This is a genomic window from Larkinella sp. C7, from assembly GCF_006149005.1.
Taxonomy (GTDB): Bacteria; Bacteroidota; Bacteroidia; order Cytophagales; family Spirosomataceae; genus Larkinella.
In genome coordinates this window covers 657,255-678,634 of the sequence record NZ_VBSL01000001.1, presented here as the reverse complement: position 1 = coordinate 678,634, position 21,380 = coordinate 657,255, and the positions used below count along the sequence as shown (strand labels likewise).

The following is a 21,380-nucleotide window of genomic DNA, read 5'->3' as shown; positions in this document are numbered from 1 at the left end:
TCGTGTCGATAAACTATTCCGGCCCGATTTCTGTTACCAGCCCATATCCCTGATTTGTTTCATTGAAAGACGCCTGCTGATTTGTGAAAGCACTTTCCCACCTCAATAAATACCTGCTGAAATATAAGTGGTACCTCATTTGGGGAACCGCTTTCACCATCATTTCCAACCTGTTCGGGATTATTCCGGCGCAGTTGGTGCGGTATTCGCTCGATCTGGTGAAAGAAACGCTGGATATTTATTTTCTCTACAACGGCAGTCGCCTGCAAAGCAATCTCTACGATGTGTTCGCCTTCAGCATTCTGTTCTACGGGTTGCTGATTCTGGCGATGGCGCTCCTGAAAGGCTTCTTTCTGTTTCTGGTGCGGCAAACGCTGATCGTCATGTCGCGGCATATCGAGTACGACCTGAAGAATGAAATTTACGCGCATTACCAGACGCTGCCCCTCAGTTTTTTCCGTCAGCACAACACCGGTGATTTGATGGCCCGGATTTCTGAAGACGTGAGCAAAGTGCGGATGTACGTTGGACCATCGATCATGTATGGGCTGAACCTGATCACGCTGTTTATCCTGGTAATCAGCTACATGGTTTCGATCAACGTCCGGCTGAGTCTCTACGTGCTGTTGCCGTTGCCGGTTCTTTCCATTGCGATTTATGTCGTCAATACCATCATCATCAAACGCTCGGAAGAAATTCAGCGGAGCCTTTCGCGGCTTTCCACTTTTGTTCAGGAAGCGTTTTCCGGCATTCGGGTGCTCAAGGCGTTCGTTCGCGAAGACAACTCGGCGGCCAATTTCACCACCGAAAGTGACGTTTATAAACAGAAATCCCTGCAACTGACCCGCGTCGATTCGCTGTTTTTTCCGCTGATCATGCTGCTTGTCGGGTTCAGTAACGTGCTGGTGGTGTATGTCGGTGGTCAGGAAATTCTGACCGGGCGGCTGACTCCGGGCAACATCATGGAGTTTATCCTGTACGTCAACATGCTGACCTGGCCAGTGATGGCCCTCGGCTGGACAACGAGCCAGACGCAGCGGGCGGCTGCTTCCCAGCAACGCATCAACGAGTTTCTGGCCGTGAAAACCGATCTGGTTTCCGAAAAATCGCTGGAACGGGAGATCGTGGGCGAGGTGGAATTCCGGAATGTGCGGTTTGTATACCCCGATTCGGGCATTGTCGCGCTGAAGGATTTTAGCCTGAACGTCAAAGCGGGCGAAACCGTCGCCATTCTGGGAACCACCGGTTCGGGCAAGAGCTCGCTGGCCAATCTGCTCACGCGGATGTATGACCCCACCGAGGGCGAAATTCTGATCGACGGGATTCCGCTGAAGGATTACAGCCTGATGAGCATTCGCCGGCAAATGGGCTACGTGCCGCAGGAAGTGTTTCTGTTCTCCGAAACCATCAGCAACAACGTCAAATTCGGGATGCCCGACCTGCCGCAGGAGAAAGTGGAGCAGGCCATCAAAGACGCGGATTTATACCAGAATATCATCGCTTTTCCCGAGCAGTTCGATACGCGGATTGGCGAACGGGGCGTTACCTTGTCGGGGGGACAGAAACAGCGGCTCTCGATTGCCCGCGCCATCGCCCGCGACCCTAAAATCCTGATTCTGGACGATTGTTTATCGGCAGTGGATACCAATACGGAGAACATCATTCTGAATAACCTCCACCGGATCATGGAAAACCGCACCTCCGTGGTGATTTCCCACCGGGTTTCGTCGGCCAAACTGGCGGATAAAATTCTGGTGCTCGATGAAGGCAACGTAGTCGAACATGGCACCCATGAGGAGCTGCTGGCGGCCAACGGCGTTTACCGCGAACTGTACGAGAAGCAGTTGCAGGCGGAGGAAGTGTAAAAATTTCTGGTAATTTAACGTGAAATACGGTTAATCAGGCTCCAGCGGAGCCCAATGTAGCATGGATCGAAACCGGGGACGCGCAGGAAAATACGGTTACTCAGGCTCCGGCGGAGCCTTCTGTCAATAGTATTCAAGCGATCAGGTCAAACATAAGCTCCGGAGGAGCGTCCTTGCGATTTCAGGACGCTCCTCCGGAGCTTATGCTAATTTATACATAAACAGAGAGCCCCTCCGGGGCAAACCCATCCATAATTCACGTTAATTTAGTGTGTTGATATGACACAGACCGAATTTATTAAAACATTTGAGCCCTTCTCTGCCAAGGACCGACGTATCATCGCACGGAAATAGCAGGTGCGGTTGCTTGACGACCTCTTTGAAAAACTTGATGCTGAAATGCCTGACGTTGAGATGACAACCGAAGAGATTCAGACGGAAATAAATGCCTACCAGAGTGAAAGGTGATTTCACCGCCAATCCCAAACCAGCACATTCCAGCTTTCGGCAGAAACCGGGTTGTCATGCGAGTGAATGATTCGAAAACCGACCCGTTCGTGCGCCCGTTTCGACCGACGGTTGCTTGCTGCTACTTCGGTGATGGCCCGTGAATAAGAGGGGCTCAGTTTTTCCCGAAACAACCCATACATCCGATCAAAAATCCCCTGACCCCGGTAGCCATCCGCCACGCAGATTTGTCCCATGACCACATAATTCGACTGGCTGAGTAACTGGTCCTGGTAGGGAAGCTGGTTGAGCAGGTCGAACATGGAAACCAGAACCGGGATTTCGTTACGGAATGCGGGGATCATCGTTAGACAGTAACCAACCACCTCATCATCGTTTTTGGCAATTACACTGGGGGCGGCTTCATTCATCCGTCGAAGCAGCGGCAGGGTGTGCTCAACGGTTAAAAATCCCTGACTTTCGATCCGTTCGGCAGACAGCGCTTTCTTGAGGTTTTTTTGCTGCAAATCCAGAATGCCCCGCAAATCCTGATCCGATTGAGCGGTCGTAATTGTAATCATAGGGTTCAACTAGCGAATCTCAACTCTCTCCAAACCGTCCAGAAACGTTTCGTCAATGGTGGCACCGATTCCCGGCCCGGTTGGCAATTCAATTTCGTAACCTCTGTACGTAACGCCCCCCAAAACCGGGTCTTCGGCGTGTTCAAAAGGCGCATCCAGATCGTAGAACGAAACGTTCCGCCGGGCGGAGGCAAAATGGGCTTTGGCCGTGATGGCGAGCCGGGATTCCGACATGCAACCGATCATGCACGGGATGCCGGCCGCTTCGGCAATGGCGTTGATTTTCTGGGCGTTAAAAATTCCCCCGCTTTTCGACAACTTGATGTTGAAGTAATCGACGGCTTCTTCCTGCGCCAGCCGCAGGGCATCCCGATGGTTGAACAGCGATTCGTCGGCCATGATGGGAACGGTCGTCTTGGTTCGCAGTCGCTTCAGGTCGGCAATGGCCCAGTGCTTGACGGGTTGTTCGCAGTATTCGATGTTCCAGTCCTGGATGGTTCTGAGCACATTGACCGCCGTGACGTAATTCCAGCCCTGGTTGGCATCCGTCCGAATCGGAATGCCGTCGCCCACCGCTTCCCGAATCACCTCCACACGCCGGATGTCGTCGCGCTGGTTGGTGCCGAGCTTCACTTTGATCGCCAGACCGCCTTTTTCCCTGATCCGAACGGCGTCGTCAGCCATGCGTTCCGGCGAATTGAGGTAGATCGTTTCGTCGGTGACCAGCGTAAACCGTTCTCCTCCCAGAAACGCGTACAACGGCATTCGGGCCGCCTGGGCAGCCAGATCGAATAGCGCCATATCGAACGCACTTTTTACCGTTGGGTTGTTGGGCAAATAAGTGTCCAGCCGGTTCAGATTACCTTCAATATCCAGCGCATTCTGCCCAATGAGCAGTTTGCCAAAATCACGGGCGGCTGCAAAACCGGTTTCCTGCGTTTCGCCGACAATCATCCAGAACGGCGAGCCTTCTCCCCATCCCACCAACCCGTCGGCGTGAATCCGGACGAGCAGATTTCGGGCATTTTCAATCGTTCCCAACGAAATGGCGATGGGAGCCTTCAGGGGAATATTAAGCTTGAAAATGTCGATGTGGGTGATTTTCAGCATTATAGTTAGTTTGGAAACTGCGATTTATCCAGGCCCGGAATGATCCGCAGGGCATTTTTGTAATAGACTTTTTTCAGCACCTCGTCGGGTAACGCCATGCCGTACATGCGCCAGAACGCGTGGTATTTTTTGTGGTACGGAAAATATTCGTCGTCGGTTTCCAGTACGCGGAAATACGTTGCATACTCCGACGGCACCCAACTGTCTTTTCCGAACAGAATCCGGTCCTGGTATTTTTCAAAGAATTTCCGCGAAGCCCGGGGCTGGCGACCGAGTTCGGCAATAACCGCTCCAATTTCGACCAGCATGTTCGGAAACACCTTCATCAGACTGTCCAGCTTCACCAGATCGTTCGGATACCAGCCCATGTGGGCGTTGATAAACGTCGTTTTCGGGTGTTTGCGAAATACATTGTGCTGTTCGGCAATCAGTTGTTCCCAGGAAACCGGGTTGCTTTCCGACCGTTTCCGGCCGGGGTGGGTTTTCAGTTCCAGCCAGCGTTCGTTGAAGCGGTCCATCGGGTCCCAGAACGGTTTCGGGTCGGCGGTGTGAATCAAAACCGGAACGCCCAACTGACCGCATTTGGCCCAGATCGCATCCAGGCGCGGATCGTCTACCCGAACGCGTTTGCCTTCCGTATCCTTCACATTAAAACCCAGACTTTTATAGATTTTCAGGCCTTTTGCGCCGTTTTTGATGTCGTCTTCCAGCAGTTTGACGGCCTTTTCCGTCCAGCCGGGTTCGCCCAGGTTGGCAAAGTTGATGTTGGTAAAAATCGCCAGCCGCTTGGGATACGACTTCTGCACATTGGCCAGCGCATTGCCGAGAAAAGTGCTGCTTTCGGCTACGTTCGACGTAAAGCCGCGTCCGCTCAGATTGACCATGATGCCCATGTTCAGGCTGTCCATCTGCGTCACCAGTTTCCGTAAATCCGTCCGGTCCATGTCATACTGGTGGTTGTGAACGTCGATAAAGGGGTATTTGGCGCGGGTGATTTTGTGTTCCGGGGTCTTCAGGGTCGAAACCGGTTCATACTCTTCAAAATCGATCGGGCCGTTGGCGGTTGCTACTTTCGGCTGTGCGCGGACCGACAGGATGAGGAGAGAAAACGCCGAAAGCGCGGTGAGGTGGCGCAGATTTCGCAGAGATAAAAGCATCGTTTATCGGGTCAATGAGTGTAAATGAAACGGTTTCAGTACCAACTCAGGAATAAATCAACGCGACGCAAAAAGCCGCAATGCCTTCTTTTCGGCCCACAAAGCCCATGTGTTCGGACGTGGTGGCCTTGATGGAAATATCGTCTTCCGGGATTTGCATAACGCCCGACAGGCAGGTTTTCATCGCCGGAATGTACGGATTTAACTTCGGTTCCTGCAATACCACCGTCACATCGACGTTCGCAACTTCGTACCCTTTTTCGCGAATCATCCGCATCACCTCGGCCAGCAGCAGCTTGCTGTCGACGCCTTTCCAGCGCGGATCTTTGTCTGAAAAATGGTAGCCGATGTTTCGCAGATTGGCGGCCCCCAGCAAGGCATCACAGAGCACGTGGCAGACTACATCGGCGTCGGAATGTCCCTGCGCGCCGTGTGTGTGCGGAATTAAAATACCGCCAAGCCAGAATTCCCGGCCTTCGGCTAACTGATGCACGTCGTATCCTTGCCCTACGCGAATTTTCATAACAGTTCGACCTAAGCGGCCCGGTAATACAGGGTAGAGCGGTTTTCTTTCCGAAGCAGTTTTTGGGCAATCGACTGAATGGCGTCGGGCGTAATGGCCTGAATCCGTTCCGTTTCCTGATTCACCCAGTCCGCATTGCCGGCATTGGCCGCATACGCCAGATTCATGGCGCGGTTCAGCAGTTCTACCTCCGAAAACACCAGGGTCGCTTCCGCCTGATTCTTCACTTTGGCCAGTTCGTTTTCCGGTACGGTTTGGCTAACGATTTCATTCACAACGCTTTCAATAGCGGCATCGGCTTCTTCCAGCGATACGCCCTGATTCAGCGAACCGCTGATGACGAGCAAACCGGGGTCCAGCGATCCGGTCGAGTGCGCCGAAATACCGGTGAACAGCGCCTGTTCTTTCAACAACTTCTGGTAAAGCCGCGACGATTTTCCCCGCCCCAGCACGTCGCTCAGCAGGTCGGCGCAGTAGTAGTCGTCCGCGAAACGACCCGGCATGTGGTATACTTTGTAGAGCGCATTGAGGGGAACTTCAGCGACCGTTTCCAGAAACCGGGCTTCGGTCTGCACCGGTTCCTGCGGCAGATTGCGCACGTGAACCTTGCCCGCCGGAATGGGCTCAAACCATTTTTTCGACAGTTGCTTGACCTGTTCGAGCGTGACGTTTCCGCCCACCACCATCGTGGCGTTGTTCGGCAGGTAGTGCGTATAAAAAAAGTGCTTTACATCGTCCAGGGTCGCCGTTTCGATGTGGCTGATGTCTTTGCCGATCGTGGCCCACTGATACGGATGCACCTGGTAGGCCAGTGGGCGGAGTTTCAGCCAGACATCGCCGTAGGGCTGGTTGAGGTAACGTTGCTTGAATTCTTCGATCACCACTTTCTGCTGCACGTCCAAAACCGTCGGGTCGAACGACAGGCCCAGCATCCGGTCGGATTCGAGCCAGAAGGCGGTTTCCAGGTTGGCCGATGGGAGCGTGATGTAGTAATTCGTGATGTCGGGTGAGGTGAAGGCGTTGTTTTCGCCCCCCACTTTTTGCAGCGGTTCGTCGTAGCTCGGAATGTTGCGGGAGCCGCCAAACATCAGGTGTTCGAACAAATGTGCAAAACCGGTTTTTCCCGCATCTTCATCGCGCGACCCGACATTGTACAAAATATTGACCGTCGCCATCGGGCTGGTCGGGTCCTCGTGAACGTAGACTTTTAAACCGTTATCTAACACAAAATGCGTGAATCGAATCATGGCAAACTTTTTCGGTGGGGGTGTCGTTAGGCGTTTTGAGAACTAACAAAAGTAACGGTCTAATTGTATTCTTCAAAAAAGAACATTCCCGTAACTCGTGAACACACCTTCCCATGAAAAAATTCTGGCTCCTGCTTTTCTTATCGGGCCCTTTGCCGGCTCTCGCCCAGATACTCGATGACGCTGGTATTCAGCAGATTATTTTGAAGGCTACCGATAAAATTTACAACTACGAATTCGATGAAGCGGATGACTACATTCGGCAGGTAAAAGCCAAATACCCCCAGCATCCGGTGGTACCGGTGATGAAAGCCATCCAACTCTACTGGCAATATCTGCCGTTGAAAGAAAACAAAAATGCCACTGCACAGTATGTCAACTACCTGAATCAGGGCATTGCGCTGTCGAAAAAAATGCTCGATCGCAATGAAAACGATCCGGAGGGTGTCTTTTTTTCGCTGGCTTCACACGGCTATCTGGCGATGAAAAACCACTACGACAACGAGACGATGAAAGCCGTGGGTGAAGCGCAGAAGGCGTATAGCTATTTGCGGAAGGGATTTAAACTGATGGATAAAAATCCGGAATTTTATTTTTCAACCGGGCTTTATAATTACTACATTGAGCGCTATCCGCTGGATCATCCGGTGTCGAAACCGCTGCTGCTTTTTTTTCAGAATGGCGATATGGCGCTGGGAATGAAGCAAATGGAAACGGCTGTTCGCCGGGGTGTTTTCACCCGGACCGAAACCGCGCTCTATTTGGGTCATATTTACCTGAAACACGAAAGCCAACCAGCCCGCGCGGCCCTGTTTCTGAAACCGCTGGCAGATAAGTACCCGCAAAACCCGATCTTTACGCTGGGATGCGCCGAAGCGCTGGTGCAGTCGGGTCGGTACCGCGATGCCCAGGCCTACATCGAACGGTTGCGGAATCTTCCCCAGAAATTTCTGGCCATGCCGGTAAAAGTATTGGAAGGCATTACCGAAGAAAAAATGAACGGCAACCACAAACTGGCTGCCGAAAATTACCAGAACGCTTTAAAAATGCCGGTGGACGAGGTTTTTGCGAAAGAATTTACAGCCCACGCCTACAGCGGTTTAGCCCGAATTTCGGCCCAGTCAGGCGACCGGAACCGGGCGAAGTCCATGTACAAAAAGGTGTTGAGCATGGCCGAATACAAGTCGACCATTCAGGAAGCCCGGAAGTTTTTAAAATCCTAACGACCCATTCGATTCTGATGAAACGTCGGACCTTTCTGAAAACCTCATTTGCCGCCGGGCTTTGGCCGGTTCTTCAAAAGAAACCGACGATCAACACCGTAACCGGAGCGGTTCGGGCGTCGGAACTGGGGTTGACGCTCATTCACGAACACATGCTGGTCGATTTTATTGGGGCCGACCAGATCAGTTATGAGCGCTGGAAACGGACCGAGGTGGTGGCAAAAATGCTGCCGTATTTGCAGACCTTACGGAAGCTGGGCGTTCAGACGCTGATCGATTGTACGCCCGCCTACCTGGGTCGCGACCCCCTGTTGCTGAAAGAATTATCGGAGAAATCAGGGGTCAGAATTCTGACGAACACCGGTTATTACGGGGCTTCGAATGACAAATACCTGCCCGCCCACGCCCGGACCGAAACCGCCGACCAACTGGCCGATCGCTGGGTGGCGGAGTTCGAGAACGGAATCGAAGGTACCGGCATCCGGCCTGCTTTTCTAAAAATCGGCGTCAATCCCGGCCCCTTGTCGGAACTGCACCGCAAACTCATTACGGCAGCCGCCCGGACGCACAAACGCACCGGTCTGACCATTTGCTCCCACACCGGGCCGTATGTGCCAGCCTTTGAGCAGCTTGACGTATTGAAACAGGAAGGAGTCGATCCATCGGCGTTCGTGTGGGTACATGCGCAGGGCCAAAACATGGTGCATTACGCCCGCGCCGTTCGGGAAGGCGCCTGGGTGAGTCTGGACGGTTTGGACGGGAAAAATGTGAGTCAGTACGTCGATACCCTGCTCCTGATGAAAGAAAACCGGTTTTTGCACCGGACGCTGCTCTCCCACGACGCCGGTTGGTATGATCCCGCGCAACCCGACGGCGGCTCCATCGGCCGGGATTATACGGTTTTATTCAACCAGTTGATGCCGGTCTTAAACCGCAAAGGATTTACGAAGAAAGACTGGAAGCAAATTCTGGAGGAAAATCCGAAGGAAGCTTTTTCAGTGAAGAATTAAGAATTAAGAATTAAGAGTTAAGAATTAAGAGTTATGAATGAAGAGTGAAGACGGGGCCGCCCATGCGGTTGGCTGACGCAAGCTGAGACAAATGCGCCAGCCAACCGCATGGGCGGCCCCGTCTTCACTCTTCATTCATAACTCTTCATTCATAACTCTTAATTCTTCACTCAATAATCAACGTCCAGGCCCAGCGTCCGTTTCAACTCCAGCAGGGCCGGGTTTTTTTCGGCCAGGTAATTGAATTTGTCCTGGGGCGTGTAAATCATTTTTCGGGTTTCCTGGAGCGCAATCGTATCGGTCAGTTGAATCTGGCTGTTTTGCAATTCCCGCCGGAGATACGTCAGCAAATCCTGACGCAAGTCGCTCAAAAGGTTGGCTTGCAGGGAGTTGTCGAGCGCAATGTGGATCATGGTCCCTTCCAGGCGAAACTCCCGGTTCAGCATCACCTGCTCCGTTCGCGAACCATCCTGCTGATCGCGCATCCGGGCGTACGTTTGCCAGACGGTTTTTAACTCCTCAAATGTGAACGGTTTGTCCACCTTTGGCATTTCGGGAGCCTCGGCCAAAGCCGTCGCGACGGCATCCGCCATCGTGGCCACCGGCCGTTCGACGGAGACCAGATTGGAGGTGGTCCGGAGTTTACTGCCCACCGGTTTTGGAATTCCGGCGATCACCGGACTCCGTTCCGGGAGCGGTTTGACGGTTCCGTTGCCATTCGGCTGGGGATGATAGCCGTTCGTGGGCTCGCTGGTGTGGGAGGGCAGGGCGACGGGTTCCCGGTTTGTGGCTAAGGCGTCACTGTCGGCTGAGCTGTCCTTTTTTTTTTCAGCCCGTTCCGGGTTCCGGTTTTCGCCGGGTTCTGAATGGTTGGTTAAAACCGGTACGGCATGGATGTCCAGCACATTCGGCAGGTTCGCCAGCTTCATCAGGCAAACTTCTACGTGCAGCCGCTGGTTTTTGGCCGACTTGTAATTCAGGTCGCACTGCGCACCGACGCTCAGGGCCGAGAGTAGAAAACTCAGGGGCGCTTCGGCCGCCTGTTGCAGGTACTTTTGCTGAATGCTTTCCGTCACCTGCAACAACTGAATGGTTGCGACATCCTTGCAAACCAGCAGGTTCCGGAAGTGCTCGCTTAGTCCGACAATGAACTGGTGACCATCGAACCCTTTCCGCAGGATTTCGTCGAACAACAACATGCTTTGGGGCAAATTGCCCGCCAGCAGCAGGTCCGTTAGCCGGAAATAATAGTCGTAGTCGAGGATGTGGAGGTTGTCCAGCACCTCTTTGTAACGCAGAATCCGGTCTTCCGAGAAGGTCACGTTCAGGTCGAACATCGAAAGCGCATCCCGTAAACCGCCGTCGGCTTTTTGGGCGATGAGTTCCAGGGCTTCGTATTCGGTCTGGATGCCTTCTTTCTGAGCGATGCTGGCCAGATGGTCGGCGATGTCGCGCGGCTGAATCCGGTTGAAGTCGAAGAGCTGGCAGCGCGACAGAATCGTGGGCAGGATTTTGTGCTTTTCGGTGGTCGCCAGAATGAAAATGGCGTAGGAGGGAGGCTCTTCCAGTGTTTTCAGGAACGCGTTGAACGCGGCCTGTGACAGCATGTGAACCTCATCGATGATGTAAATTTTATACTGACCCGACTGGGGTGGATAGCGTACCTGGTCGATCAGGTTCCGGATATCTTCCACCGAGTTGTTGGAAGCGGCATCTAATTCATGGATGTTGAACGAAGCGTTCTGATTGAAACTCACACACGAGTCACAGTGGTCACACGGTTCGACGGCTTCGCTTTTTCCGAGGTTCTGGCAATTGATGGTTTTGGCCAGAATCCGGGCGCAGGTCGTTTTTCCAACCCCCCGTGGTCCGCAAAACAGAAATGCCTGCGCCAGGTGATTGGTTAAAATCGCGTTCTTGAGTGTAGTCGTAATATGCGCCTGTCCGACGACGGTATCGAAGGTAGCCGGACGGTATTTCCGGGCCGAGACAACGAAGTTATCCATGTCGGCAAGTTAGCCAAAAAAAATGGTCCGCCGTAGGATTTGGAACTCCGCTCTCCAAAATTACTTTCCTCCCGACCGGTTTCGCGCGTCCGTCTTTTGAACCGATTTCCCGAAGCAAAGCAGTGATAATGAAAGCGTATAGTGGTAAAAATCGATGGGATGAATGGGCAAATTTTTTGATTGACCCACGCGGGTTGCCAGGGCCAGAATCATCACAGCCAGCACCACCCAGGTGGCACGCGGGTCCCGACGAACGACGCCCAGAAATGCGATCAGCAGCACGATCACCATGCCCATCGACGGAATCACCGGCTCGAAGGCTCGGATGGTGGGACTCAGCAGCAAAAGCAGAAATAAAACGATGCCGAGCGTGACGGTGACGAAAAAACCGGATCTCGTAATTTTCTGCTTGAGAATCAGGCCCCACACCCCGACGATGACACACACGACCCCCAGGCTGGCCGCCAGTGTTTCCAGCGAGCGGTGCAGCGGCACCACGCCCTGAATGCCCGCAAACACCAGAACGCCGATCAGGGCCGTCACGGAAATGGTAATCAGAAAGAGCCCCCACAATATCCGGTTATACCAGCTTAATTCCATAAAATACCGCCAAAAAACCCAGATACCCGTGAAAGCCAGGACGGCATCTGACACCATGTTTGAAAGGTTCATGCTGGAAATAACAATTTTTCGGGGAAAAAGGCAAAGAGAGTGAAGAGTTAGGAATTATGAGTGAAGAGTTGGCTGACGCGTTTTACCTCTTCACTCAGAACTCTTCACTCATAACTTTTTTCTTTAGCCATTTCCCTCTACTTTTGCGCCGGTTCCAAAGGCTTATACCTTCACACGCATAGCACAGCTTTTCATTCATCATGAGCGTATTAGTTAACAAAGATTCCAAGGTTATCGTCCAGGGCTTTACGGGCTCTGAAGGTTCATTTCATGCTCAACAGATGATCGAGTATGGTACCAACGTCATCGGCGGAGTCACTCCGGGCAAAGGCGGACAGACCCATCTCGACCGACCTGTATTCAACACCGTGAAGGAAGCTGTTGAAAAGGGCGGGGCCGATGTCTCGATTATTTTTGTACCACCGGCTTTTGCCGCTGACGCCATCATGGAAGCCGCTGACGCCGGTATCAAGGTGATTATCTGCATTACGGAAGGAATTCCGACGAAAGATATGATGGTGGCCAAGGACTATCTGACCGGGAAAGACGTGCGGCTGATTGGGCCGAACTGTCCCGGTGTGATGACCGCCGAGGAGTGTAAAGTGGGCATCATGCCCGGTTTTATCTTCAAAAAAGGCACCATCGGCATTGTTTCCAAATCCGGTACGCTGACCTACGAAGCCGTTGACCAGCTTTCAAAAGTAGGGCTTGGTCAGACTACGGCCATCGGAATCGGTGGTGATCCCATCATTGGTACAACGACCAAAGAAGCCGTCGAACTGCTGATGAACGACCCCGAAACCGAAGGCATCGTGATGATCGGCGAAATTGGCGGAGGCATGGAAGCTGAAGCCGCACGCTGGATCAAAGCCGACGGAAACCGCAAACCGGTTGTTGGCTTCATTGCCGGGCAAACTGCCCCGAAAGGCCGCCGGATGGGCCACGCAGGCGCCATCATCGGTGGGGCGGACGACACGGCAGCCGCCAAAATGCGTATTATGTCTGAATGCGGTATTCACGTCGTCGAATCACCAGCCCTGATTGGTGAAACGATGTTGAAAGCCATCGGGAAGAACTAAAAGGGAATGATGAATGATGAATTATGAATGCATTAGCCAACCGCGCCAGCGGCCCCGTCATCGTTCATCATTCATCATTCATCATTCTTTTTTTGTGCGGATTCGTTTTATTTTGTCCACCCTGGCCCTAGCTCTGTGGGCGTTGGGAAGTATTGCACAGGGAGTCGGGCCGAATCAACAGTTTTTTCCCGTCCATGACTTCCGCAACGACTGGTTGGTCTATGACCAGTCTTACAAATCCTATGTGCCTTTCATCGACGAACAGCACGCCCTGGTTTCATCCGTTAGTTTTTTTCTGGATATTGAAAGCAACCGCCGGTACAGTCTGCTGATTTCGACCCGCCAGGATGGCTATCTCTTCATCGACGCAGCGCTCAAACACAAACTGGTGGCCAATGACTGGCTGGTGCTGAATCTGGACAGTTTATACCGCGCCTACCGCAAACCGGAACTGTTTCTGACGCTCCACGGGAGCCCCGGTGTCGAGGACAAGCTGGTGTTTATTGGCCACCAGAAATCGGCCACCCAGAAAGACGTGGTGGTAACCGACACCCGGCTCAGTATTCTGCCCCGTCGGCTGTCGATGTACACCAATTTTTTTACGCTTTGCCTGCTGTTCATTGTGGCAGTCAATGCGTATTTATTCAACTTTCATCACCGCGCTTTCCTCCGGTTTTTCAATCTGGCTGATTTGCTGTCGGTAACAGTTCGGGATGAATTGTTTCTGGTCAACCGTCCGCTGAGCCGAACGAATCTACTTTTTTTGATGAATCTGGGGTTCATCACGGCGTATTTATACCTGATTATTCAGAGCAAAAACATCGATCTCTTTCTGTCGCGCGCCTTGCTGCTGCGGGGGCAGGGACTGTTGGATCTGACCCTTACGTTTTTTGAGTTGAGCTTTCTGGCTTTTTTTCTGTTGCTGGCAAAATATCTTTTTATCGTGACCATTGGGGGGTTATACCGGCTGGAGGAGGTAGTGAATTTGCACTTCTTCAAGGTCATGCAATCTTCCCTGATTTTTTTCACCGGCGGTACCATCTGTGTCGCTACCATTGCTGCCAACACCGCAGCCACCAGCACCTGGCCCAGCCTCTGGCTGATTGTTCCGTTTGTCGGCTTTTACGTCATCCGGCTGGCCCTGCTATATGTTGTCATTGCAAACAAAGCAGTTATCAAAAATCTGTATTTATTTTCGTACCTTTGCATCGTTGAATTGATCCCGCTAACCATTGGGGTACGGTTCGCACTGTAGCCAGTGGGCAAGCTTTAAACACAAAACGCGAGGTATTCGATGAGTGAAATTTCTGCTAAGTACGACCAGGAAAGGCTGACCAAAGTAGCCAGTATTTTAGTTACCCAAGCCCGACCTGCCGACGCTAATTCGCCCTATTTTGAAATTGCAGGGAAATACAACCTGCAGATTGATTTTCGTCCGTTTATTCAGATTCAGGGCGTTTCCTACAAAGACTTTCGCAAGCAGAAAATCAATATCCTCGACCATACGGCCATCATTTTTACGAGCCGTAACGCCGTCGATCACTTCTTCCGAATCTGTCAGGAAGCGAAACTGGAAATGCCGGCCGATATGAAGTATTTCTGCGTGACGGAGCAAACCGCCAATTACCTGCAGAAGTACATCGTGATTCGGAAACGGAAGATTTTTACCGGCAATAAAACCGCGGCCGATCTGTTTGACCTGATCCGGAAACACAAGAATGAGAAGTTTCTGTTTCCGTGTTCCAACATCCGGGGCAACGATATTCCGGATTTTATGGACACCAGCGGTTTGCACCTGGCCGAAGCCGTGATGTACGAAACCGTCCCGGCCGACCTTTCGGATCTGGACATTCATTCGTTCGATATCATTGCGTTTTTCAGCCCGTCCGGCGTCAATTCGCTGCTGCATAATTTCCCCGATTTTACCCAAAATGGCATCCGGATGGCGGCTTTTGGCCCCACCACGGCGCGGGCCGTTACCGAGGCCGGTTTTATTCTGGACATTGAAGCTCCCCTGCCCAATGCCCCGTCGATGGCGGGTGCTCTGGAACTGTATATGAAGAAGGCCAACAGCCAGTAGATGGCAACGATTCTGCAAAGCGATTGCGCTGTCCGAATGAACGAAGACCGTGATTTTTTTGAATCCGGCAGGTCATTCAGGCCGCGCAATCGGAGTTTAATGGAGTCTCTTTTTTTATACCAATATTTTTGGAAAATCTCCGTTTAATAGGTAACATGCGCTTAAGCAGGTCTGACGGCTAAACGGGCGGTTGATCCGTTCGGCCGCTTTCTGAAATTAGTCTGGTGATTGTTCTGATAGTATATGAATCGTAAGTTTTACGTTGTCCTGCTTGGTTTGGCCTGTTTCATGATGGCTTTGGGCGTTCAGGCTCAGGATCAGGATCCGCAGTTTAGCTTGTATATGTTCAATCCGGTCTACTACAATCCAGCCGCAGTCGGTTCGGAAGGGGTAACCCGGTTTCAGTTGGTACACCGGACGCAGTACCTGGGTTATCAGGGTACTTTTGACGAAGGAGGAGCCCCCAGCACCCAGTTGTTTTCGTTCAATATGCCCCTGAATAAAATCCGGGGAGGGATCGGTTTAAACGCGGTGAACGAAACATTTGGTCCGCAGGGATTTCAGAAGGTCCAGGTCGCGTATGCTTTTCGGGTGCCCCTGAAAAAAGGAATGCTTTCGTTTGGGGCAGAGGGCGGTATTCACAACCGGTCGATCAATTATGATCGGTTTCGGCCCAACGATCCCGGCGATCCGCTGATTCAGAACGGACGCGTCAACCAGACGCAGCCGGATCTGGGCGCGGGAGTTTATTACAATGCCGACACCTATTATATTGGTGCCAGCATGAAACACCTGACCCAGCCTGATTTTAAATTAGGCAACGATACGGGGCTCAATCCGCTTTACCGAACGGCGTACCTGACGGCGGGGTATCGGTATGCCTGGAATGAACTCATCGACATCATGCCGTCGGCCATCTACAAATTCAACACCAACGCAACGTATTCGTCGATTGAAGTCAGTGCGTTGGCCATGTACGACAAGCGACACTGGGTCGGTTTGGGGTACCGCCAGGGCGATGCGTTCACCGCAACCGCCGGGCTTAGTTTACTCCGGAATAATGCCCTGCGCTTCGGGTATGCGTTCGATTTTGTGGTGAGCAACCGCAATGCGAAAAGCCCGACATCGCACGAAATCTTACTGTCTTATTCGCTTCCCGAACCCCGCTCAGGCCGTAAACCGATCATCAGAACGCCCCGATTCCGCTATTGAGAGAACAACTACACAAACTGCCCTCTTTTCATTGCTCTATTGCCATTTCTACGATTGGCGTAATTATTGTTAGGCTGTTAAAGGCCAAAGTGATAATTTTGAGAAAATTAGTAGGCTACGTGATAGAACTGATCGCAGGTTAGTTTGTACTTTTTTTGAATAATAGATGCATTTAATCAATTCAAATGTACGTATACAATAAAATGCTTTATTTTCGTTCTAAGACTGGTTTGCACGCGAAACAGATTTTAACGTACCCTACAACTATGAGTAACAAGTGGTTTACCGGCAACGCAGCCCGAGGGGTGATGGTGGTGGCAACGATTCTGCTGATGCAGGGTTGCGGGTTTATCAAATCCAAATTTGGTGGTGGAAAAGGCAAGGGCGAAGATGTCGGCATTGTCAATGGAGAAGTCACTGCCAATGGACGAAAAGGCTGGAAACAAACCACTCCTTATGGTATGGTGCTGGTTCCGTCGGGTTCGTTTATGATGGGACAGGCCGATGAAGATTTAGCCGCAACCCAGACGAACATGAACCGGCGGGTAACGATCAGTTCATTCTATATGGATGACACGGAAATTACCAACCACGAATACCGTCAGTTCGTCAATGCCTTGCTGACCGATTCGGTTTCGGTGCTGGGTGAAGAAGAAATCATGACGAAATTCTACCCGGATACGACCGTTTGGAAAAACGACTTTACGTATCACAACGGGGACCCCATGCTGGAGTATTATTTTTCACACCCGGCATTCGACACCTATCCGGTGGTTGGGGTAAGCTGGCAGGCAGCCCAGTATTTCTGCACCTGGCGCACGAACCTGTACAACGATTACCGCACGAAAGAAGGCCAGTTTGTTTCTCCCCGGTATCGTCTGCCTTCCGAAGCAGAATGGGAATGGGCGGCCCGCGGTGGTCACAACTCCGCTAAGTATCCCTGGGGTGGCCCGTATGTCGCCAACGGAAAAGGGTGTTATCTGGCCAACTTCAAACCGCAACGCGGGAATTTCGACGCCGACGGTTATCCATACACCGCTCCGGCCAATGCCTACAATCCGAACGATTACGGCCTCTACAACATGGCCGGTAACGTAGCCGAGTGGACCCGCGATGCCTACGCCGAAAATGCATCGGCCATCGTTTGGGATATGAACCCCGATAACCAGAACGCCGACGAGCCCCGGAAAGTGGTGCGGGGTGGTTCCTGGAAAGATATCGCGTATTACCTGGAAACAGGAACACGGTATTACGAACTCGAAAACAACAAACGGTCGTACATTGGCTTCCGGTGTGTGATGGACAACCTGCAGGGACGGACCGCTTCCCGGGGCGCCCGCCGTTAATCCGGTTCGTTTTCGGAATGGAATAGACTCAACCCCTATTAAATACTATACACAACACATAATACCCATTTAATTTTTGCTTTAATCATGGCTAAAAAGAACGGTAACGGTTCGAGTGTTTTCTTTGACAAAATCCTTCCGACAATGTATAGTCTGGGTGCTGCCGTCGTTATTCTCGGCGCACTGGGTAAAATTCAGCACTGGGAAGGTGGAGGCACCATCTTGACCATTGGTCTGCTGACCGAAGTAGCAATTTTCGTCTTGTTTGCTTTTCAAACCTTTGCTCAAAAAACGCAGAAAGAGCCGGATTGGGAGCGGGTCTATCCGGAACTGTCCGACGATTACGATGGTGAATTGCCCCAACGTCGCCCGGCTTTGCAAAGCAACGGTTTGACCGCCAATATGGATAAGATGCTGGCAGATGCGAAAGTGTCGCCGGAGATTTTCGAAAAACTGGGCACAGGTTTGCGCAGCTTTACCGATACAGTTGGTAAAATGCGTGATGTTTCGGATGCCACCATTGCCACCAACGAATACACCCAGAATGTTCGTCAGGCGGCTAGCTCTATCAATGAAATGAACAAATCGTACGGTGTTGCGGTCACTTCGATGAACGCGATGGCTGATGCAACGCAGGATGCCAAAGAATACCGTACGCAATTCCAGAAAATCACCCAGAGCATGGGCGCTCTGAACGCCGTGTATGAACTGGAATTACAGGATACCAACAAGCACCTGAAAGCCATGAATGCGTTTTATGGCAATCTGACCAGCGCGATGGAAAACATGTCGGAAGCCAGCCGTGACACGCAGCAGTTCAAAAGCGAAATGTCAAAATTGACCAACAACCTGTCGTCACTCAACAACGTATACGGCAGTATGTTGACGGCCATGCGCGGAAATGGTGCCAAATAATCGTTGAAAGTAACGGAGTTGGTATTTAACGCTACGATTGTAAGTCGTTAAATACCAACTATAGACTTTAAGCGACACTTTTTTATCTACATTACAAGTTACTCTACCATAAACTAATGGCAGGCGCAAAAGAAACACCCCGTCAGAAAATGATCGGGATGATGTATCTGGTATTGACCGCGATGCTGGCCTTACAAGTCAGTTCGGCTTTACTGGAGAAATTTATCTTATTGAATAGCAGTCTGGAAACGTCGACGGGTTCTGCAAACCGCATCAACCAATCCACGTTAGACAATATCAAGGCCACCGTTGATAAATCAGGAAACCGGGCCGCCGATGTGGCTGTCGTTAAACAGGCGGAAGAAGTTCGGACCATGACCTCCAAAATTGTGGACGAACTGGAAACTGTGAAACAGCAGTTGATCACAGAAGCGGGTGGCGGACTCGATGAAGAAGGTCGGCTGAAAAACCCGAACGAAGAAGACAAGGTTGGGATTATCATGGTGGGTGGCCGCAAAAACGGGAAAGCCTATGAACTGAAAGAAAAACTGAACCAGTTCACCCAGCAACTTCAGAAGTATAACCCCAATGCTAAATTCACGGCACTGGCGGCTGATGCCAAAGACGATCCAATCGCTAGTCGTTCCAAAGAACAACGCAACAAGGATTTTGCCGAACTGAACTTTGAACAAACGCCGGTTCCGGCAGCTTTGGCCGTGTTGAGTCAGCGTCAGTCGGACATCCGGCGGATGGAAGGCGAAATCCTGGATTACCTGGCGAGCAAAGTAGGAGCGCAGGACATCAAATTTGACAAGATTCTGGCCCGGGTCAGTATGGAATCAAAAGTGGTGGTAGCCGGTACCAAGTTCAAGGGTGAAATGTTCCTGGCGGCTTCGTCAAGCGGAATTTCTCCCCGTATGAGCCTGAATGGCGGTGCGGTTCGGGTGGAAGATGGTGTTGGTAAAATTGAATTTACGGCGCAGGGCGGCACTTACGATAAAAGCGGGCTGGCCAAACGTAACCTGATTGGGTCTATCAGCTACCAGGCACCGGACGGCATGAAAACCGTTAACTTCAATCAGGAATACTTTGTCGCCAAACCGTCTTACGAAATCGAAACCGCATCCATGCCTCCGCTGTATCTGGGTTGCGCCAACAAATTGAGCATTCAGAGCCCGCAGTTGGGTGCCTTGTGGAACCCAACGTTTACGGCCAACGGCGCAGCGGTTTTAACCAGCAGTGAGCGGGGTAAAATTACGGTTATTCCAAGTTCAGCTCAGGTGAGCCTGAACGTCAACAACGGCGGTAGCCTGTTGGGAACCAATCAGTTCAAGGTGAACCGGGTGCCTCGCCCGACCTTACGGGTATATGCCGGTGGGGCCGAAATCGACGAGCGCCGGGGGATGCCGGTATCCAGTGTACGGAGTATTCAGGTTCGGGCGATTCCGGATGAAAGCTTTAAAAACTTTATGCCGGACGATGCCAATTTCCGGGTAAAAGGCTTCACAGTTCGTTTGGCGCAGGGCGGTCGTCCCATTGGGGCTCCGGTTTCGTTAGGGCCAAACGGGGGGTCGGTTGGAGCCTTGGCGGCTGATGCCCAACCAGGGATGCGGTATGTCATCGAAGTTGAAGGTGTCGAACGCCGGAACTTCCGGGGAGAAATCAGTGATGTCCCCGTCATTCAGAAGGTATATCAAATTAATTTGAATTAGTCAGTACGATAGCTGACAATCAGTTCGTTATTGTGAAGAATAAACGCAAAAAGCACAAGGTCATGAAACAGGCGGGAAGCGTAGCAGTAGCTGCTGTATTGGCAGTAATGGCAGGAGGGGTGGCACAGGCGCAGGAAAGAGACAATACGAAAACCAATCCATTGTCGGTTCGGGAGATCAACGAGAATGATGTCATGATGAAAAAAACATTATGGCGTCGTGTCGATCTGAACGAGAAGCAGAATCAGGCCATGTTTTCCAAGAACAATCAGATTACCAAGTACCTGATTGATGCCGTGAAAGCCGGTGTTCTGGTTGCCTATCCCAATGATTCCGTCAATACGCCGATGCCGGTAGAAAAATTCGCCGAAAAACTGGCCGCACCCGAGCAGGGTGCTACCCTGACGGCTGAAGAAAGAGCCGCCGGTTTTGGCAATGAAGACAAGACGAACGATGGCTGGGGTGATGCCGCTAAGGATAAAAATGCGGCAGCTAAAAAGCCAGCAGATGATGGCTGGGGGACACCCGCACCGCAAACCGCGAAGGCAAAACCGGTAGATGACGGCTGGGGAACACCCGCTCCCAAGAAAAAAACAACGGCTAAAAATACCAAAGGCAAAAAGCCTGTAAAACCCGCACCGGTAGTCCCGGAAGTGCCAAAAGTGGATTCAAGCGCGATGGCAAAGGCGAATCCGTTTACAGGCATTGAACGGCTGAGTGACGAATATAGTGTTCTGGATATCAAGGAAGACTGGGTTTTCGATCGCAAACGCTCCCGCTTGTATTATGACATTCAAACCGTCGGTATTGTGATTCCGGCCGATAAAAGTCCATCGGGTCTGGAAACGCAGGTGGCCTATTTTAAATACAAAGATTTGGACAAACTGTTCCGCAGTGATCCGAAGAAATTTATCTGGTATAACTCACAGAATCAGGCCCAGCACAAGAACCTGGCTGATGCCTTCGACCTGCGGTTGTTCTACGGACGGATCTACAAAGTGTCGAACCCCAAAGACCGTGACCTGATCGGTCAGTACGGTAGCGAACGGGAAGGCCTGATGAAATCGTACCAACTCGAACAGCAGTTGATGGAACAGGAACACGGTTTGTGGGAATATTAATCCCATTCCAGTTATAACAAAAAAGGGGAGCTTCGGCTCCCCTTTTTTGTTACGTATAAAAGTCCGTTTTCCGT

General features: G+C 51.7%; 18 protein-coding genes. 11 read left to right on the top strand and 7 right to left on the bottom strand.

Features of this window, described 5'->3' with window-relative positions; translation table 11 throughout:
• Positions 1–83: 83 nt before the first annotated feature.
• Positions 84–1,865: an ABC transporter ATP-binding protein gene (locus FH871_RS02690; RefSeq protein WP_138989780.1), complete on the top strand. Its 1,782-nt coding sequence runs from the start codon at positions 84–86 to the stop codon at positions 1,863–1,865.
• Positions 1,866–2,335: 470 nt separating this feature from the next.
• On the opposite strand, the gene FH871_RS02685 is transcribed toward FH871_RS02690, so the two are convergent.
• Genes FH871_RS02685 through FH871_RS02665 form a run of 5 tightly spaced genes read right to left on the bottom strand, consistent with a single transcriptional unit; the run spans position 2,336 to position 6,930 of the window.
• The gene (locus FH871_RS02685; RefSeq protein ID WP_138989779.1) at positions 2,336–2,893 is read right to left on the bottom strand and encodes a GNAT family N-acetyltransferase; all 558 of its coding nucleotides are present in this window, start codon (positions 2,891–2,893) and stop codon (positions 2,336–2,338) included.
• A gap of 9 nt (positions 2,894–2,902) precedes the next feature.
• The gene (locus tag FH871_RS02680; RefSeq protein ID WP_138990236.1) at positions 2,903–4,000 is read right to left on the bottom strand and encodes a mandelate racemase/muconate lactonizing enzyme family protein; all 1,098 of its coding nucleotides are present in this window, start codon (positions 3,998–4,000) and stop codon (positions 2,903–2,905) included.
• 8 nt (positions 4,001–4,008) lie between these two features.
• On the bottom strand, positions 4,009–5,160 hold the full coding sequence (locus FH871_RS02675; protein WP_138989778.1) for an amidohydrolase family protein: 1,152 nt from the start codon (positions 5,158–5,160) through the stop codon (positions 4,009–4,011).
• 46 nt (positions 5,161–5,206) lie between these two features.
• A complete protein-coding gene (gene ispF, locus FH871_RS02670) occupies positions 5,207–5,683 on the bottom strand; it encodes a 2-C-methyl-D-erythritol 2,4-cyclodiphosphate synthase (protein WP_138989777.1) in 477 nt (158 codons plus the stop codon).
• Between the two features lie 11 nt (positions 5,684–5,694).
• Positions 5,695–6,930 carry a pitrilysin family protein gene (locus tag FH871_RS02665; protein ID WP_138989776.1) on the bottom strand — a complete coding sequence of 412 codons (1,236 nt, stop codon included), beginning with the start codon at positions 6,928–6,930 and terminating at the stop codon, positions 5,695–5,697.
• Positions 6,931–7,043: 113 nt separating this feature from the next.
• On the opposite strand from FH871_RS02665, the gene FH871_RS02660 reads away from it, so the two are divergent.
• On the top strand, positions 7,044–8,153 hold the full coding sequence (locus tag FH871_RS02660; protein ID WP_138989775.1) for a lipopolysaccharide assembly protein LapB: 1,110 nt from the start codon (positions 7,044–7,046) through the stop codon (positions 8,151–8,153).
• 17 nt (positions 8,154–8,170) lie between these two features.
• Positions 8,171–9,163 (top strand): phosphotriesterase, encoded by a 993-nt coding sequence (locus FH871_RS02655; RefSeq protein ID WP_138989774.1) that lies wholly within the window; start codon positions 8,171–8,173, stop codon positions 9,161–9,163.
• A gap of 170 nt (positions 9,164–9,333) precedes the next feature.
• On the opposite strand, the gene FH871_RS02650 is transcribed toward FH871_RS02655, so the two are convergent.
• Together FH871_RS02650 and FH871_RS02645 are read right to left on the bottom strand one after the other, a co-directional pair.
• The gene (locus tag FH871_RS02650; protein ID WP_138989773.1) at positions 9,334–11,169 is read right to left on the bottom strand and encodes a DNA polymerase III subunit gamma/tau; all 1,836 of its coding nucleotides are present in this window, start codon (positions 11,167–11,169) and stop codon (positions 9,334–9,336) included.
• 60 nt (positions 11,170–11,229) lie between these two features.
• A complete protein-coding gene (locus FH871_RS02645; protein WP_138989772.1) occupies positions 11,230–11,841 on the bottom strand; it encodes a hypothetical protein in 612 nt (203 codons plus the stop codon).
• Between the two features lie 200 nt (positions 11,842–12,041).
• On the opposite strand from FH871_RS02645, the gene sucD reads away from it, so the two are divergent.
• The 8 genes from sucD (at position 12,042) to gldN (ending at position 21,306) form a co-directional block, all read left to right on the top strand.
• The gene (gene sucD / locus FH871_RS02640) at positions 12,042–12,920 is read left to right on the top strand and encodes a succinate--CoA ligase subunit alpha (protein WP_138989771.1); all 879 of its coding nucleotides are present in this window, start codon (positions 12,042–12,044) and stop codon (positions 12,918–12,920) included.
• Between the two features lie 94 nt (positions 12,921–13,014).
• On the top strand, positions 13,015–14,175 hold the full coding sequence (locus FH871_RS02635) for a DUF4271 domain-containing protein (protein WP_229316978.1): 1,161 nt from the start codon (positions 13,015–13,017) through the stop codon (positions 14,173–14,175).
• Positions 14,176–14,214: 39 nt separating this feature from the next.
• Entirely contained in the window at positions 14,215–15,000 is a 786-nt protein-coding gene (locus FH871_RS02630) for a uroporphyrinogen-III synthase (protein ID WP_138989770.1), read from the top strand.
• A gap of 243 nt (positions 15,001–15,243) precedes the next feature.
• Complete coding sequence (locus FH871_RS02625) at positions 15,244–16,212, top strand: type IX secretion system membrane protein PorP/SprF (RefSeq protein WP_138989769.1); 969 nt, start codon at positions 15,244–15,246, stop codon at positions 16,210–16,212.
• Positions 16,213–16,478: 266 nt separating this feature from the next.
• Positions 16,479–17,558, top strand: a complete 1,080-nt coding sequence (locus FH871_RS02620; protein WP_138989768.1) for an SUMF1/EgtB/PvdO family nonheme iron enzyme — start codon at positions 16,479–16,481, stop codon at positions 17,556–17,558.
• 87 nt (positions 17,559–17,645) lie between these two features.
• Positions 17,646–18,473, top strand: a complete 828-nt coding sequence (gene gldL, locus FH871_RS02615) for a gliding motility protein GldL (protein WP_114404118.1) — start codon at positions 17,646–17,648, stop codon at positions 18,471–18,473.
• Positions 18,474–18,589: 116 nt separating this feature from the next.
• Positions 18,590–20,185, top strand: a complete 1,596-nt coding sequence (gene gldM / locus FH871_RS02610; RefSeq protein ID WP_138989767.1) for a gliding motility protein GldM — start codon at positions 18,590–18,592, stop codon at positions 20,183–20,185.
• A gap of 62 nt (positions 20,186–20,247) precedes the next feature.
• Positions 20,248–21,306 (top strand): gliding motility protein GldN, encoded by a 1,059-nt coding sequence (gene gldN / locus FH871_RS02605; RefSeq protein WP_138989766.1) that lies wholly within the window; start codon positions 20,248–20,250, stop codon positions 21,304–21,306.
• Positions 21,307–21,380 lie beyond the last annotated feature (74 nt).